This is a genomic window from Dokdonia sp. Hel_I_63 (genome assembly GCF_007827285.1).
In the GTDB taxonomy this organism is placed as follows: domain Bacteria; phylum Bacteroidota; class Bacteroidia; order Flavobacteriales; family Flavobacteriaceae; genus Dokdonia.
This window is the reverse complement of sequence record NZ_VISD01000001.1, coordinates 2062530-2078703: the sequence shown is the minus strand read 5'-3', so window position 1 is coordinate 2078703 and position 16174 is coordinate 2062530. Positions and strand designations below refer to the sequence as shown.

8 protein-coding genes are annotated in these 16174 nt (G+C 38.9%); all 8 read left to right on the top strand.

Annotated features, from left to right (window positions below):
• The first annotated feature begins 15 nt into the window (after positions 1 to 15).
• Positions 16 to 1209, top strand: coding sequence for an acetyl-CoA C-acyltransferase (locus JM84_RS09110; RefSeq protein WP_144783848.1), 1194 nt, complete (start codon positions 16 to 18; stop codon positions 1207 to 1209).
• Positions 1210 to 1386: 177 nt separating this feature from the next.
• Positions 1387 to 3201 carry an acyl-CoA dehydrogenase family protein gene (locus JM84_RS09105; protein ID WP_144783846.1) on the top strand — a complete coding sequence of 605 codons (1815 nt, stop codon included), beginning with the start codon at positions 1387 to 1389 and terminating at the stop codon, positions 3199 to 3201.
• A gap of 180 nt (positions 3202 to 3381) precedes the next feature.
• On the top strand, positions 3382 to 6834 hold the full coding sequence (locus JM84_RS09100) for a pyruvate carboxylase (RefSeq protein ID WP_144783844.1): 3453 nt from the start codon (positions 3382 to 3384) through the stop codon (positions 6832 to 6834).
• A gap of 198 nt (positions 6835 to 7032) precedes the next feature.
• The gene (locus tag JM84_RS09095; RefSeq protein ID WP_144783842.1) at positions 7033 to 10173 is read left to right on the top strand and encodes a DEAD/DEAH box helicase; all 3141 of its coding nucleotides are present in this window, start codon (positions 7033 to 7035) and stop codon (positions 10171 to 10173) included.
• A gap of 102 nt (positions 10174 to 10275) precedes the next feature.
• A complete protein-coding gene (locus JM84_RS09090; RefSeq protein WP_144783840.1) occupies positions 10276 to 11544 on the top strand; it encodes an MFS transporter in 1269 nt (422 codons plus the stop codon).
• 113 nt (positions 11545 to 11657) lie between these two features.
• Positions 11658 to 12614: a tRNA dihydrouridine synthase gene (locus JM84_RS09085; RefSeq protein ID WP_144783838.1), complete on the top strand. Its 957-nt coding sequence runs from the start codon at positions 11658 to 11660 to the stop codon at positions 12612 to 12614.
• A gap of 78 nt (positions 12615 to 12692) precedes the next feature.
• A complete protein-coding gene (locus tag JM84_RS09080) occupies positions 12693 to 14429 on the top strand; it encodes an alpha-amylase family glycosyl hydrolase (RefSeq protein WP_144783836.1) in 1737 nt (578 codons plus the stop codon).
• 118 nt (positions 14430 to 14547) lie between these two features.
• Positions 14548 to 16098 carry a M20/M25/M40 family metallo-hydrolase gene (locus JM84_RS09075; protein ID WP_144783834.1) on the top strand — a complete coding sequence of 517 codons (1551 nt, stop codon included), beginning with the start codon at positions 14548 to 14550 and terminating at the stop codon, positions 16096 to 16098.
• Positions 16099 to 16174 lie beyond the last annotated feature (76 nt).

Sequence of the window (16174 nt, the reverse complement as noted above, 5' to 3'; positions counted from 1 at the left end):
AGAAACACTGTTATTATGAAAACAGCATATATAGTAAAAGCCTACCGTACCGCAGTAGGAAAAGCACCTAAGGGTGTCTTCAGATTCAAGCGAGCAGATGAGCTTGCTGCAGAAACCATCCAGTATATGATGAAGGAGCTGCCAGAATTTGACAAAAAACGCATAGATGACGTAATCGTAGGAAATGCAATGCCAGAAGGATCGCAAGGTCTTAACATGGCACGTCTTATCTCTTTAATGGGACTTGACGTAATTGATGTACCTGGTGTAACGGTAAACCGTTTCTGTTCTTCTGGAATAGAGACTATCGGGATGGCAGTAGCAAAGATTCAAGCAGGAATGGGCGATTGTATTATCGCTGGTGGTGCAGAGTCTATGTCTTCTGTACCTATGACAGGATTTAAACCAGAATTAAACTACGATGCCATTGTAAAAACAGGGCACGAAGATTACTACTGGGGAATGGGTAACACGGCAGAGGCTGTTGCAAATGAATTCAAGGTATCTCGTGAAGATCAAGATGAGTTTGCATACAACTCACACATGAAAGCACTACGTGCGCTGGCAGAAGACCGTTTCCAAGATCAGATTGTTCCTATTGATGTGGAGCAAACGTATATCGATGCAAATGGTAAGAGAGCAACTAAATCTTACACAGTAAATAAAGACGAAGGACCACGTGCAGGAACTAGTAAAGAAGCACTTGCAAAGCTTAGAGCAGTATTTGCTGCTGGAGGAAGTGTTACTGCAGGTAACTCTTCACAAATGAGTGATGGTGCTGCCTTTGTAATGGTTATGAGTGAGGAAATGGTAAAAGAACTTAACATCGAGCCTATCGCACGTATGGTAAACTATGCTGCGGCTGGTGTACCACCACGTATTATGGGAATAGGTCCTGTAGCTGCGATTCCTAAGGCATTAAAGCAAGCAGGTCTTAAGCAAAATGATATTGAGCTTATCGAGCTTAACGAGGCATTTGCATCACAATCTCTTGCGGTAATTCGTGAGCTAGGTCTTGACCCAAATATCATAAACGTAAATGGTGGAGCTATTGCTTTAGGTCACCCACTAGGATGTACAGGAGGAAAACTTTCGGTACAGTTATTTGACGAGATGCGCAAGCGTGATATGTCAGGTAAATACGGGATGGTAACTATGTGTGTAGGTACTGGACAAGGAGCAGCAGGAATTTACGAATTCCTTAAATAATATGATGGATGAGATCTTCTGTTAAAAGGAGCATCTCATCTATGTAAAGTTCGTTTTCGCGAAAGCGGGAAAAGAAAAATTAAAAAAAGAATAACACAATTTAAACATAGAGATCAGATTTTAGAAGGATGATTACCCCCTATCTAACGTCTAAAATCTCGAATCTAATATCAAATTATGGCAACAGAAGAAACAAAAAAAGATATCCTACGCGGTGGACAATTTATCGTAAAAGAAACAGCTTGTGAAGATGTATTCACAATGGAAGATCTTGACGAAGAGCAAAGAATGATGCGCGATAGTACTAAGGAGTTTGTAGATCGTGATCTATGGGCACACTGGGAGCGCTTTGAAAAGAAAGATTATGCATACACAGAGGAAACAATGCGTACGGCTGGTGAACTTGGTTTACTAGGTGTTGCAGTACCAGAAGAGTATGGAGGATTAGGAATGGGCTTTGTATCTACAATGCTTGTTTGTGATTACATCTCTGGTGCAACTGGATCTTTTAGTACAGCCTTTGGAGCACATACAGGAATTGGTACCATGCCAATTACTTTATACGGTAACGAAGCGCAAAAACAAAAATATGTACCTAAACTTGCTACTGGTGAGTGGTTTGGTGCTTACTGTCTTACAGAGCCAGGTGCTGGATCTGATGCAAACTCAGGAAAAACAAAAGCAGTACTTTCTGAAGATGGAAAATCTTACAAGATTTCTGGACAGAAAATGTGGATTTCAAACGCAGGATTCTGTAACCTTTTTATCGTATTCGCAAGAATAGAAGACGATAAGAACATCACAGGATTTATCGTAGAAAATGATCCTTCTAACGGAATCACACTAGGTGACGAAGAGAAGAAATTAGGTATCCACTCTTCTTCTACACGTCAGGTATTCTTTAACGATACTGTAGTATCTGCAGAGAATATGCTTTCTGAGCGTGGTAACGGATTTAAAATTGCAATGAATGCACTTAACGTAGGTCGTATTAAACTTGCTGCTGCTTGCCTTGATGCACAACGTCGTGTAGTAAATGAAGCAGTAACATATGCTAAGGAGCGTGTACAGTTTAAAACTCCTATCATAAACTTTGGAGCTATCAAGCAAAAGATTGCTACTATGGCAACAAACGTCTATGTAGATGAGTCTGCATCATACAGAGCAGCAAAGAACATAGAGGATCGTATCGCTATGCGTCATGCAGAAGGAAATACACACCAAGAAGCAGAGCTTAAAGGTGTTGAGGAATATGCTATTGAGTGTTCTATCCTTAAAGTTGCTGTATCTGAAGATGTACAGAATACAACAGATGAAGGTATCCAAGTTTTTGGAGGAATGGGCTTTAGTGCAGATGCTCCTATGGAATCTGCTTGGAGAGATGCTCGTATCGCTCGTATCTATGAAGGTACAAACGAGATTAACCGTATGCTAGCGGTAGGAATGATGGTGAAGAAGGCAATGAAAGGTCATGTAGACTTTATGGGGCCTGCTACTGCTGTAGGTGAAGAACTTATGGGTATTCCTTCTTTTGATACACCAGATTTTTCTGAAACACTATCTGAAGAGAAAGATCTTCTTAAGCGTCTTAAGAAAGTATTCTTAATGGTAGCAGGATCTGCTGCAAAGAAATATGGAACAGAGCTAGAGAAACACCAGCAATTACTAATGGCTGCTGCAGATATCTTGATTGAAATCTATATGTCTGAGAGTGCAATCTTACGTACAGAGAAGAATATCAAACGTACAGGTCTTGAGAGCCAGGCAACGCAACTTGCAATGACTCAACTATACTTATTTAACGCAGTAGATATTATCCAGACGAAGGCTAAAGAAGCTATAATTTCTTTTGCCGAAGGTGATGAGCAACGTATGATGCTTATGGGTCTTAAGCGTTTTACAAAGTACACAAACCAGCCTAACGTAATAGGCTTACGTAACCAGATTGCTGCAGATGTTGAGCAACATGGAAAATATCGCTTTGACGCATAATATATCTTAATAAGTCACTAAAACTATGTGTAATAGATTACGTATTGAAAATGACTTAAAAGTGTTTATGTTCGCTTGCGCGAAAATTTAATTTTATCAAAGCCACTTCTATAACCGAAGTGGCTTTTTTTGTACCCTACTACTACAACGATTTCGTAACACAACAATCTATCTTATATAATGAAAATTAAAAAAGTCCTTGTCGCCAATCGCGGGGAAATTGCTATTAGAGTACTGCGTGCCTGTACCGAACTTAATATCGCTACAGTTGCGATTTATACCTACGAAGACAGATACTCACAACATCGCAATAAAGCAGATGAGTCTTACCAAATAGGCAAGAACAATGAGCCACTCAAGCCCTACCTTGATATGGATCAGATTATTGACTTAGCCAAATCTAAAAATGTAGATGCCATTCACCCCGGATACGGTTTCTTGTCTGAAAACTCCACCTTTGCTAGAAAATGTGCCGAAAACGGTATCATTTTTATAGGCCCTGAACCTGAGGTAATGGATGCGCTAGGTGATAAAATCACTGCAAAAAAAGTAGCACAAAAGTGTAATGTGCCCATAATAGAAAGTAATAAAATTGCGCTAGATACACTAGATATCGCTCTTAGCGAAGCTACAAAAATTGGCTACCCATTGATGCTTAAAGCTGCCTCAGGTGGTGGTGGTCGCGGGATGCGCATCATACGCAAAGAAGAAGATTTACAGCTTAGCTTTGACTCCGCTCGTAATGAGGCGCTCAACTCCTTTGGTGATGATACTATGTTTCTTGAGAAATATGTAGAAGATCCTAAGCATATAGAAGTACAGATTGTAGCAGATTATCACGGTAACATCAGACATCTGTATGAGCGTGATTGCTCTGTACAACGTAGACATCAGAAGGTGGTAGAGATGGCTCCTTCTTTTGGGTTATCACAAACCCTACGTGATAATCTATACAAATATGCCGTTGCCATCGCTACCGAAGTAAACTACAACAATATTGGTACTGTTGAGTTTTTGGTAGATGCAGATGATAATATTTACTTCATTGAGGTAAATCCGCGTATTCAAGTGGAGCATACGGTTACTGAGATGGTGACAGGTATCGATCTTGTAAAAACTCAGATTTTTGTCGCAGGAGGTTACGACCTATCAGACAAGCAGATTAAAATTTACGGTCAGGAATCTATAGGTACTTATGGTTTTGCAATACAGTGCCGAATTACAACCGAAGATCCTGTAAATAACTTTACGCCAGACTATGGGAAGATTACTACCTACCGTAGTGCTTCGGGAATGGGAATCCGTCTTGATGCAGGAAGTATTTACCAAGGTTATAAAGTAAGTCCGTTTTTTGACTCTATGCTAGTTAAGGTTTCTGCACATGGTAGAACGCTTGATGGCTCCATTCGTAAGATGGTTAGAGCATTAAAAGAATTTAGAATACGTGGTGTAGAAACTAACATTCACTTTCTGCAAAATGTCATCCAGACAGATACCTTTAAAAACGGAAAAACTACCGTAAACTTTATACAGAACACTCCTGCCCTATTTGACATCAAGCTATCACAAGACAGAACTTCAAAAGTGGTTCAGTTTCTTGCAGAGGTAAGTGTCAATGGAAATTCTGACGTAAAGAAAAAAGACGATTCTAAAATTTTTAGAACGCCAGAAACCCCATTATACAGCCTCTCAGACCCTTTCCTGAAAGGGACCAAAGACTTACTCACAGAGCTAGGTCCAGAGGAGTTCTGCAAATGGCTCATGGCAGAGAAAAAGATTCATTACACAGATACGACCATGCGTGATGCACACCAGTCCCTACTGGCTACACGCATGCGTTCGTATGACATGCTTAAGGTAGCATCAAGTTTTGCAAAGAATCACCCTAACACCTTTAGTATGGAAGTTTGGGGAGGTGCAACCTTTGATGTTTGCTTACGTTTCTTGCACGAAAGCCCGTGGACACGCCTGCGCGAACTGCGTAAAGCGGTGCCTAACATTCTTTTCCAGATGCTCTTAAGAGGATCAAACGGTGTGGGATACAAGGCGTATCCAGATAACTTGATAGAGAAATTTGTCGAAAAATCTTGGGAGAATGGTGTAGATATTTTTAGAATTTTCGATTCGCTTAACTGGGTAAAAGCCATGGAACCTAGCATCCAGTATGTGCGTAACCTCACAGGAGGAATTGCCGAAGGTGCGATAAGCTACACCGGAGATATTCTTGATGTAAAGCAAACTAAGTATGATCTTAAGTATTATACCCAGCTCGCAAAAGATCTTGAAAACGCAGGAGCACATATGATTGCCATAAAAGACATGGCAGGACTCTTAAAACCGTATGCCGCCACAGAACTCGTCACAGCGCTTAAAGACACCGTAAACTTACCGATACACTTACATACGCATGATACCTCGTCTTTACAAACGGCTACCTATCTCAAAGCCATTGAGGCAAATGTAGATGTGGTAGATGTAGCCCTAGGCGGACTATCAGGACTTACCTCTCAACCTAACTTTAATGCGGTCGTGGAGATGATGAAATATCAAGAACGTGAGCATCCTTTTGAAATGGAGAAACTCAATCAGTTTTCAAATTTCTGGGAGGATACCCGCGAACTCTACTACCCTTTTGAGTCTGGACTCAAGGCAGGAACCGCAGAGATTTTTGAACATGAGATTCCTGGAGGGCAATATTCTAACCTTAGACCACAAGCAACAGCGCTAGGTCTTGGTGATCGCTTTGCCGAAGTAAAAAAGATGTATGCTGCTGTAAATAGTATGTTTGGAAACCTAGTTAAAGTAACACCTAGCTCAAAAGTAGTAGGTGATATGGCGATATTTATGGTGACTAATAACCTCACACCAGAAGATGTGATGGAACGTGGCGACACGATTTCCTTCCCAGAATCTGTGATTAATTTCTTTAAAGGCGATTTAGGGCAGCCAGTAGGTGGTTTCCCTAAAAAGTTACAAGCTATCATCTTAAAGAATAAAGACGCCTACACAGACCGCCCTAACGCGCATCTGGCTCCTGTAGATTTTGACAAGGAATATGAAACCTTTACGGCCAAATTCCAAAAAGGATTTACACGTCCTCTAGAGATGGAAGACTTCTTATCATACATGCTCTACCCTAAGGTGTTTGAGCAGGCGCATGAAAATTACAAGAAGTACGGTAACCTAGCCCTCGTACCTACTAAGAATTTCTTCTACGGTATGGCATTAGGAGAAGAGATTCTCATTGAGCTAGAACCTGGTAAAACGGTCATCATCAAGTTGCTTTCTATTGGGATACCAAGTGATGAAGGAATGCGCACTGTGTTCTTTAAAGTAAATGGTGAAAACCGCTTTGTCGAAGTACACGACACCTCGCTCAACATTAAGAAAGTAGAAAATCTTAAAGTAGACCCAGAAGACAGCAACCAGATAGGCGCTCCCCTACAAGGATCACTCTACAAGGTACTTGTCAAAAAAGGGCAAGAGGTAAAGGAAAACGACCCACTATTTATTATAGAAGCCATGAAAATGGAAACCACCGTAGTCGCCTCAAAAGACGGCCGCGTAGCATCCATTACCGTAAGCGACGGCTATATGGTCTCACAAAATGACCTTGTTCTTACCATTGAGTAGTACGCTGGCTATTGATTTCTTATAAGTACGCTTTCGCGAAAGTGTAACAAACTAAAAACTACCCGAGGAATTGGGTGGTTTTTTTGTGTCTTAATATAAATCAAATTATTTTCTCTATTTGTGGGTAACCACATAGTTGTGATAAACATTTTCATTAATTTCAGCCTTTAAAACTTTATCAAATTATTTCGCACAGTTATGGAGGAAGGTATATATGAACAGATCATCACTAAATTGGTAAGAACAAAAATAGAAACCATAAATGCGGATGTCTTTTATATTAAAGAAGTACCCGTTGATAGAGATGAAGCTTCACTCATACTTTCAAGACATCTTTTTTATTCTATTAAACAGGCGCTTAATCTAATTAAGAACTCAGATAAAACTAATAGGAAAATTAGTATCGCCAATAAAATAATTAGACTACTTCGTGATGAATTAGAAAATGTAAACTTTGAAGATGATATAATTGAGAACGAAGGCAGTATACTAAAAGGTGTATTTACCAAAGCAGATAATTATTATTCTGATATGGACTTAAAGCTTTCGGAAATAACTCCATATACGAGATTGACCCATAGTGAATTATTTACTGGGTCGAATAAGGGAATTTCACTCGAAAGTGAACTTCGTAAAGAAATTCTTTCTTCAGATAAAATTGATTTAATTGTGTCTTTTATTAAATTTTCAGGAATACGAATCCTGGAACCGGCATTAAAAAGATTTGTTTCTAATGGAGGTCAGTTGCGCATCATTACAACAACCTATATGGGGGCTTCCGATTATAAAGCAATCAAATTATTGTCAAATTTACCTAACACTACAATCAAGATATCTTATAATACAGGAAATGAACGATTACATGCGAAAGCATACTTATTTAAAAGAAACACTGGTTTTCATACTGCCTATATAGGTTCTTCAAATTTTTCTCGTTCTGCACTAACAAATGGCTTAGAATGGAATATTAAAATAACTACTAAAGAAGTTCCTCATATTATAGAAAAATTTGAAAAGATTTTTGACAGCTATTGGGAAAATAGAGACTTTGAAATTTATGATGACAAAAAGCAACAGGAAAAATTAATCGGTGCTCTTAAAGAAGGAGGAGTTCCAAATATTTCAAATAGTTTGATGACCTATTTTGATCTAAAGCCTTATCCTTTTCAGGAAGAAATTTTAGAAAAATTAGAAGTTGAGCGAACTGTACACAAAGAGCATAAAAACCTTGTTGTCGCAGCCACTGGTACAGGAAAAACAATGATTGCTGCCTTTGACTACAAAAGATTTAAAATTACTCATTCATCAAGTAAGCTTCTATTTATAGCTCATAGAAAAGAAATTCTTCATAAGTCTCTACAAACATTTCAAGCTGTCCTAAAAGATCAAAATTTTGGTGAATTTTGGGGTGATGGAAAAGCACCTGCTTCCTACAATAATGTTTTCGCTTCAGTACAAACTGTAAAAAACCAATTAAGTTCATTAGACCTATCTCCAGATTATTACGACTACATAATTATTGACGAATGTCATCATTCTACAGCTTCTAGTTACAGAACAATTCTTGAGTATTTCAAACCTAAAGTTCTTTTAGGTTTGACCGCCACACCGGAACGAATGAGTGGTGAAGATATAAAGGAAGATTTTGGGAATAGAATAGCAGCAGAAATAAGATTACCCGAAGCACTCAATAACAAACTTCTTTGTCCATTTCATTATTTTGGAATTTCTGACAGTATAGATTTATCTGGAGTTACTTGGGAAAAAGGAAAATATAAGGCATCTGAACTGACAAAGATTTATACAAAAAATGATATCCGAGTTGGAGAAATAATAAGTGGTCTAGAAAAATATACCAATGATATAAATGAAGTACGTGCTCTATGTTTTTGCGCAGGAATTAAACACGCTCAATATATGGCTGAGAAGTTTACGCTAGCAGGTTTAAGTGCTAATTTTATAACTGGAAATACTGACAAATTAGAAAGAACGCGAATACGCAGAGACTTAGAAATGAAAACTATTAATTATCTCTTCGTAGTTGACATTTTTAACGAAGGTGTGGATATACCTGAGATTGATACGGTATTATTTTTAAGACCAACTGAAAGTTTAACAGTTTTTCTTCAACAACTAGGCAGGGGATTGAGGCTTTCAGAAGGTAAAGATTGTTTAACTGTGTTAGACTTTGTTGGTAATGCAAAACCTGAATATAATTTTGAAAATAAATTTAGAGCCTTGATTGGGAAAACCAACAGTTCTGTAATGAAAGAAATAGAAGATGAGTTTCCTCACTTACCACTAGGATGTTCCATAATACTTGAAAAAATAGCAAAAAAAACAATATTAAATAATATTCGAAATGCGACGCGATTCAACCGCAATCAACTTATTGATAAAATAAAAACTTTCAATAATAAAACTGACCTTAAGCTAACACTTACCAATTTTGTTGACTTTACAAATATTCCTATTCAAACCATTTATAAAAAAGGCTGTTGGTCAAGGCTATGTCAAATTGCTGGAAAAATTCCGAATTTCCCTCAAACTAATGAGAAAGAAATAGTTTCTACAATTGGTAAAAAATGGCTGTCATGCAAATCATCAAGCTATTTCAATTTTCTATTGTCTTTAACTAAGAAAAACTTTGACATAAAACTTGAAGAATACTCTGAGAGTGAACAGAAAATGTTGTTAATGCTACATTATGATTTTTGGCAAAAAGAGGCAGGATTTAAAAACCTAGAGGAGAGCATTAGAAAAATAGGAGCTAATAAAATATTAGTTAAAGAATTGAAAGAAGTTCTAGAGATTCTTATTGATAAAATAGACTTTAAAGAATATGATATTTCTCTTCCATATGTTCAACCATTGAAAGTTCACGCTCGATACACTAGAGACCAAATTTTAGCAGGATTTGGTAGTAGTACATTTGAGAAAAAATCTTCAAACCGAGAAGGAGCTGCTGAAAATAAAAAACTAAACACTGAGATTCTATTTATAAATCTTATCAAATCAGAAGAGAATTTTTCGCCAACAACGATGTATGATGATTATGCAGTAACAGAGTCACTATTTCACTGGCAAACACAAAATTCTGCCCGACCAGATATTGGTAAAGGATTGTCTTATATAGAACATGAAAAAAATGAAAAGATTATTCTTCTATTCCTGAGAGAGCAAGCCAAAGATGAATATGGGAATACAATTGGATATGTATTTATAGGACGTGGCAAACTAAAAGACTACTCAGGGTCAAAACCTATGAATATAAATTGGGAATTAGAAGAGCCTTTACCAAAATATATTTGGAACGAGTCAGCTAAATTAATTGTTTAGGATATCTATCTACATTTCGCGTAAACGTATTTGAGATATTTACAATAACCTCCCCATCCCTACCAAAACCATATCTTTGAGTAACATACCACCACACAACCTATGGACGCCAAACCGCAAAAACATTCTGTAACCTATATCGTATTACTCATACTAGCGGGAGAGGCGGTTTTTATATTGCCGTTTGTGCTGGCTAGGGTTTTTAGGACGACGGTGCTTGATGTATTTGAGATAAACAACACAGAGCTTGGTTTTTGCTTTTCTATTTATGGTCTGGTGGCACTGGTTTCTTATCTTTTTGGCGGTCCGCTGGCAGATAAGTTTCCTCCTCGTAAGTTAATGGGTGTGGCACTTGTGCTTACCGCCCTGGGCGGACTGGTATATGCAAATAGTCCGTCGCTAGTTACTTTACAAGTGCTGTATGGTTTTTGGGGTTTTACGACGATTTTCTTGTTTTGGGCAGCGATGATAAAAGCCACACGCGTTTGGGGTGGTGAAAAAAGCCAAGGGAAAGCCTTCGGCTTTCTAGATGGCGGTCGCGGCCTTGTAGGTGCACTTTTTGGAGCGTTGGGAGTATTTATCTTTTCACTGTTTGCTCCAGAAAATGGAAGCGAACTATCACCAGAACAGCAAGCGGAGGCGTTTACTTCTGTAATCTACTACTCCTCTGCTATTGTAGCGATTATTGGGGTTCTTGTGTTTTTCTTTCTTAAAAGTGATGTAGAAGCTCAAGAAATAAATAAGGAAAAAATTACTTTGAATACTATAAAAACAGTGCTCAAACTTCCCTCTGTGCCCTTATTAATGATTATTATTTTATGCGCATATGTAGGCTATAAAATCACAGATATCTTCTCGCTATATGCAAATGTAGTCATGGGATACAATGAGGTGGACGCTGCCAAAACGGGTACTTTCTTACTCTTTATTCGTCCTGTAGTAGGCGTGGTAATTGGTTTTCTAGCAGATAGATCTAGAGCGTCTGTATATTTGATGATAGGTTTTGTACTGTCTGTTTTTGGCGCCATATTATTTGCTTCGGGAGTGCTTCATGAAGGAACTACCATCCTATTTTTTGTCTCTATTATCATCACAGCCGTAGGCGTGTATGCTGCGCGTGTGCTGTATTTTGCAGTCATGAAGGAAGGTAATATTCCGTTGTATCTCACCGGTACTGCTGTGGGTGTTATTTCATTTATAGGCTACACCCCAGATATTTTTGCTGGCCCTATGATTGGCTACTTTTTAGACGGGATGCCTGGTCGTGCGGGTCACGAGGCAGTTTTTTGGCTACTTGCTGCGTTTTCGGCAGTTGGGTTGGGTGCTTCTGTACTGTTTTATCGATTTTCGCTTCGTAATGATAAAGCCTAGTCTTTAAAAAAATAAGCTTTTGGTCAACTCGTCCCGATTTCATTTCGCGAAAGCGTAAAAAACGTATCTCATACCATCCTTTTTAAATTTATCTTTGCAGCCAAATACAAACAATGCCCTATACCCTTCTTTCCTCTCCACTACAAGGCTTTACAGACTTTAGATTCCGTAATGCGCAACAGCAATTTTTTGGTGGTATAGACACGTACTATGCGCCTTACATACGTCTCAACGGGAAGATGGCAATAAAGGGGTCTTATCAACGCGACCTTGATCCTGCAGTAAACACAACACTTGAGGTAATCCCACAGGTGATGACGGCAAGTGCAGATGAGTTTATGTTTGTAATTAAATATATTGAGTCACTGGGCTACACGGAGCTCAACTGGAACTTAGGTTGCCCCTACCCGATGGTTACAAAAAGCGGAATGGGTTCTGGGCTTATCTGTAACACAGAAAAAATTGATCATATTCTTGATCGCGCACATAGTGAGTCTAATGTGACCATCTCTATGAAAATGCGTCTAGGTTATGAGAGCCCAAATGAGATTTTAGAATCTTTTAAGGTGCTAGATAAATATCCGCTCAAAAATGTGGCTATTCATGCTAGGCTTGGTAAACAGCTCTATAAAGGCGGTGTTGATCTAGAAGGGTTTCAGAAATGTATAGACGTGGCAAAACATACCTTGTACTACAATGGTGATATTACAAGCGTCGAGCAGTTTAGAAAAATGCGCGAGCGCTTCCCTTCTATCAATCATTTTATGATAGGTAGAGGTCTCATTGCAGATCCGTTTTTGCCAAGTATGATTAAAGCAGATACGACAGAGTATACTGCAAATAGATGGGAAACTTTTAGAGCTTTTCACGATACCATTTACGAGCAATATGATGCTGCCCTTTCTGGTCCTACACCTATCAAGATGAAAATGTTAGGTTTCTGGGAGTTTTTCTCTCAGTCTACTCACAATCCGCAAAAGGTGTATAAGGCTATCAAAAAAGCAGGAAATCCTGTAAAATATAAACAGGCTGTGGGCGAAATTATCGCTGCACAACGCAGAGCGCAGTAATTTTCATATAAGAAGTTCATAGCCGCGTTTTCTTCTAAGTATTTTGTTATTTTTAGATTTCATAATCTATTATCCACTATGAAGTCAACAATCCCAAACGGTGTAATGCTTAATGCATACCCAGATAGTATAGGAAAAAAATTAAGCGATACCGTAGCTTTACTGCAACGCCCAGAATTACAGGATGTATTCTCCCTATTTTACGTCTTACCTACTTTTTTTAATAGCGACCTAGATCGCGGATTTTCGATTGTTGATTACAACATCAATACGGAGCTTGTCTCGCAAGAGGATCTCGATGCGCTTAAAAAGCTAGATGTTATGCTTAAGTTTGACATTGTGCTTAATCACCTTTCTGTAGGCTCACCACAGTTTAAGGATATTCTTGAAAAGGGAGATGCATCACCATACAAAGACTTTTTTATTGACTGGAATTCCTTTTGGGAGGGCAATACAGTTTCTTACAACAACGGCGTAGCAGTTCCCAAAAAGGAACATCTCAATAAATTATTTATGCGCAAGCCAGGTCTGCCTGTGCTTAAAGTATTATTTCCCGATGGTACAGAACGACCATACTGGAACACTTTTTATCAGCAAATTACGTATCATGAAATAACCATTGAGGATTTAGAAACTTTAAGCGAACTATCAACCGAGGATAAAAAGGATACCGTAGCACTTGTAAATAATGCCATTGCTGGTGGATATGATATTTCTGAAGTACGCTTTCGCGAAAGCGTAACACCTCACATCCCTGAGCTTTTAAAGATGATAGAGCAACAACGTTCTTACCTAGGGCAAATGGATGTGAATGGAAACTCGGAAATGGTGTGGGATTTTTATGATGAGACACTAAAAAAAGTAGCCGATTTTGGGTGTAAAATTTTGCGCCTTGATGCCTTTGCTTATTTGCATAAAGAAGTGGGCGAAACTAACTTTTTTAACAAACCTGGAACCTGGACGTACCTAGAGCGTATCAACCAAATTGCTAAAAAATATGATCTTACCTTACTTCCTGAGATTCACTCAGAATACGGTTTAGGCCTACACGACGAAGTTGCTTCTGAAGGATATCAAATCTATGATTTCTTTTTCCCTGGACTTGTTATTCACACCATTGAAACTGGAAGTGCTAGCGCTCTTTTGTCATGGGCACAAGAAGTTATTACCAAAGGTTACAAAACCGTAAATATGCTAGGCTGTCACGATGGGATTCCCGTGCTCGACCTTAAAGGAATTACAGATGCGCAAGGAAATAACCATCCAGGACTCCTCAAAGACACCGAAATTGAACATATCATTGAAACGATTTTGAGTCGTGGTGGGCGTGTCAAGAATATCTATGATCCCGAAGGAAACAAAATCTCATACTATCAAGTAAACGCTACGTTTTACAGCGCCTTAGGCGAAGATGACCGCAAGCTCTTGCTTGCTCGTGCACTACAAGTATTTATGCCTGGAATCCCGCAGGTTTGGTACTTAGACCTTTTTGCAGGAAAGAATGATTATGAGGCGGCAGACGCTGCTGGAACCGGAGGTCATAAAGAAATTAACCGCACTACCTTAACACAAGAAGATATTGAGCGCGGACTAGAAAAACCTGTGGTCTTAAAACAACTAGAATTACTACGTTTACGTAACACAGCTGCTGCTTTTTCTGGTACAATGACCATAGAAATTGAAGATGTTAGTCAGCTGGAAATTAGTTGGAAACAGGACGAGGATACAGCCACCTTAAAAGCAAATCTTACTGACTACTCATTTACGGTCACTCATGTTACAAATGGTGAAGAAACGGTCATTGCTAATAGCTAATTGATCATAAAACTCCGCATAATTTTAATTAACAAGCGTGTAATTACTTTATTGTGAATGATGTTGCTCATAATTTAAAATGCATTCGTAACTTTTACCATCTTAAAAACCAATCCAAATGAAATTAAAATACAGCACACTAGCGCTAGGTCTTGTACTAAGTACTTCGCTATTTGCCCAAAAGGACAACCCAACCGTTCAGGCGCTCATTAAAGAAGCCACCACCAACTCACAGCTAGAAACACTAGCTCATGAAATTACAGACGTACTAGGACCTAGACTTGTAGGAACTCCGCAAATGCAAGCTGCCAATGATTGGGCAGTAGCGCAATATAAATCTTGGGGAATTGAAGCAAGAAATGAACAATATGGAGAATGGCGCGGCTGGGAACGTGGTATCTCACACATAGATATGCTAGAACCACGTGTACAAAGTTTGCGCGGTACACAACTCGCATGGAATCCTAGTACCTCAAAAGAAGGAGTTACTGCAGAGGTAATCACTTTACCTTCTGTAAAAGATGCTAAAGATTTTGAAAAATGGCTTAAAAATGTAAAAGGAAAAATTGTACTTCTTTCTATGCCACAAATCACGGGACGACCAGATTATAACTGGGAAGAGTTTGCAACCGAAAAGTCTTTTGCCAAAATGAAAAGACAACGCGACTCGCTTTCTAACCTATGGAATGATAACATACAACGCACAGGATTTACAAACAGAGGATTGCCAGAAGCACTAGAAAATGCTGGAGCTGTCGGTATTGTAACTTCAAACTGGTCAAGAGGTTTTGGCGTGAATAAAATCTTTAGCGCACGCACGAAGAAAATCCCAACCGTAGATTTAGAACTAGAAGATTATGGAATGTTATATAGACTTGCTGAGTCTGGACATACACCAAAAATCAACATCACAGCCATTTCAAAAGAACTTGGAGCGGTACCTACTTTTAACACTATAGCTGAAATTAAAGGGACCGAAAAGCCAGAGGAATATGTGATACTTTCGGCGCATTTTGATTCTTGGGATGGCGGTACAGGTGCAACAGACAACGGTACAGGAACGCTAGTAATGATGGAAGCTATGCGTATTTTAAAGAAAATATACCCTAACCCAAAGCGTACTATTCTTGTAGGTCATTGGGGAAGTGAAGAGCAAGGTCTTAATGGCTCAAGAGCTTTTGTAGAAGATCATCCAGAGATTGTAGCAAAGGTGCAGGCATCTTTTAACCAAGACAACGGTACTGGACGTGTAGTACGCCTTAATGGTGGCGGATTTTTAAGAAGTTACGACTATTTAAACAGGTGGCTCAATGCGGTGCCAAACGAAATTACAGATGAGATTGAGACTACATTTCCAGGAGCTCCTGCACGTGGAGGATCTGATTATGCTTCCTTTCAAGCAGCTGGTGCACCAGGATTTAGCCTAAGCAGCCTTAACTGGTCTTACTGGAACTACACATGGCACACCAACCGTGACACCTATGATAAAATTGTTTTTGACGATATACGTAACAACGTAATTCTTACAGCAATATTAACGTATATGGCTAGTGAAGATCCAGAGTTTACATCTCGTGAGCGAGCAGTATTACCTATCGATCGTCGTTCTGGAGAGCCTAGAGAATGGCCTACTCCAAGATCTCCTACTCGTAAAGGTGGAATGGACTAATTAGAATAATGGGTACGCTTTCGCGAAAGTGTACCCATCTTTTTTTGAGATAAGCGTTTAATATTAAAAAGACAAA

Excerpts from the sequence above, each read along its gene's own strand:
- JM84_RS09100 (WP_144783844.1), top strand. The coding sequence starts at position 3,382 with ATGAAAATTAAAAAAGTCCTTGTCGCCAATCGCGGGGAAATTGCTATT.
- JM84_RS09090 (WP_144783840.1), top strand. The coding sequence starts at position 10,276 with ATGGACGCCAAACCGCAAAAACATTCTGTAACCTATATCGTATTACTC.
- JM84_RS09105 (WP_144783846.1), top strand. The coding sequence starts at position 1,387 with ATGGCAACAGAAGAAACAAAAAAAGATATCCTACGCGGTGGACAATTT.
- JM84_RS09095 (WP_144783842.1), top strand. The coding sequence starts at position 7,033 with ATGGAGGAAGGTATATATGAACAGATCATCACTAAATTGGTAAGAACA.
- JM84_RS09080 (WP_144783836.1), top strand. The coding sequence starts at position 12,693 with ATGAAGTCAACAATCCCAAACGGTGTAATGCTTAATGCATACCCAGAT.
- JM84_RS09075 (WP_144783834.1), top strand. The coding sequence starts at position 14,548 with ATGAAATTAAAATACAGCACACTAGCGCTAGGTCTTGTACTAAGTACT.
- JM84_RS09110 (WP_144783848.1), top strand. The coding sequence starts at position 16 with ATGAAAACAGCATATATAGTAAAAGCCTACCGTACCGCAGTAGGAAAA.
- JM84_RS09085 (WP_144783838.1), top strand. The coding sequence starts at position 11,658 with ATGCCCTATACCCTTCTTTCCTCTCCACTACAAGGCTTTACAGACTTT.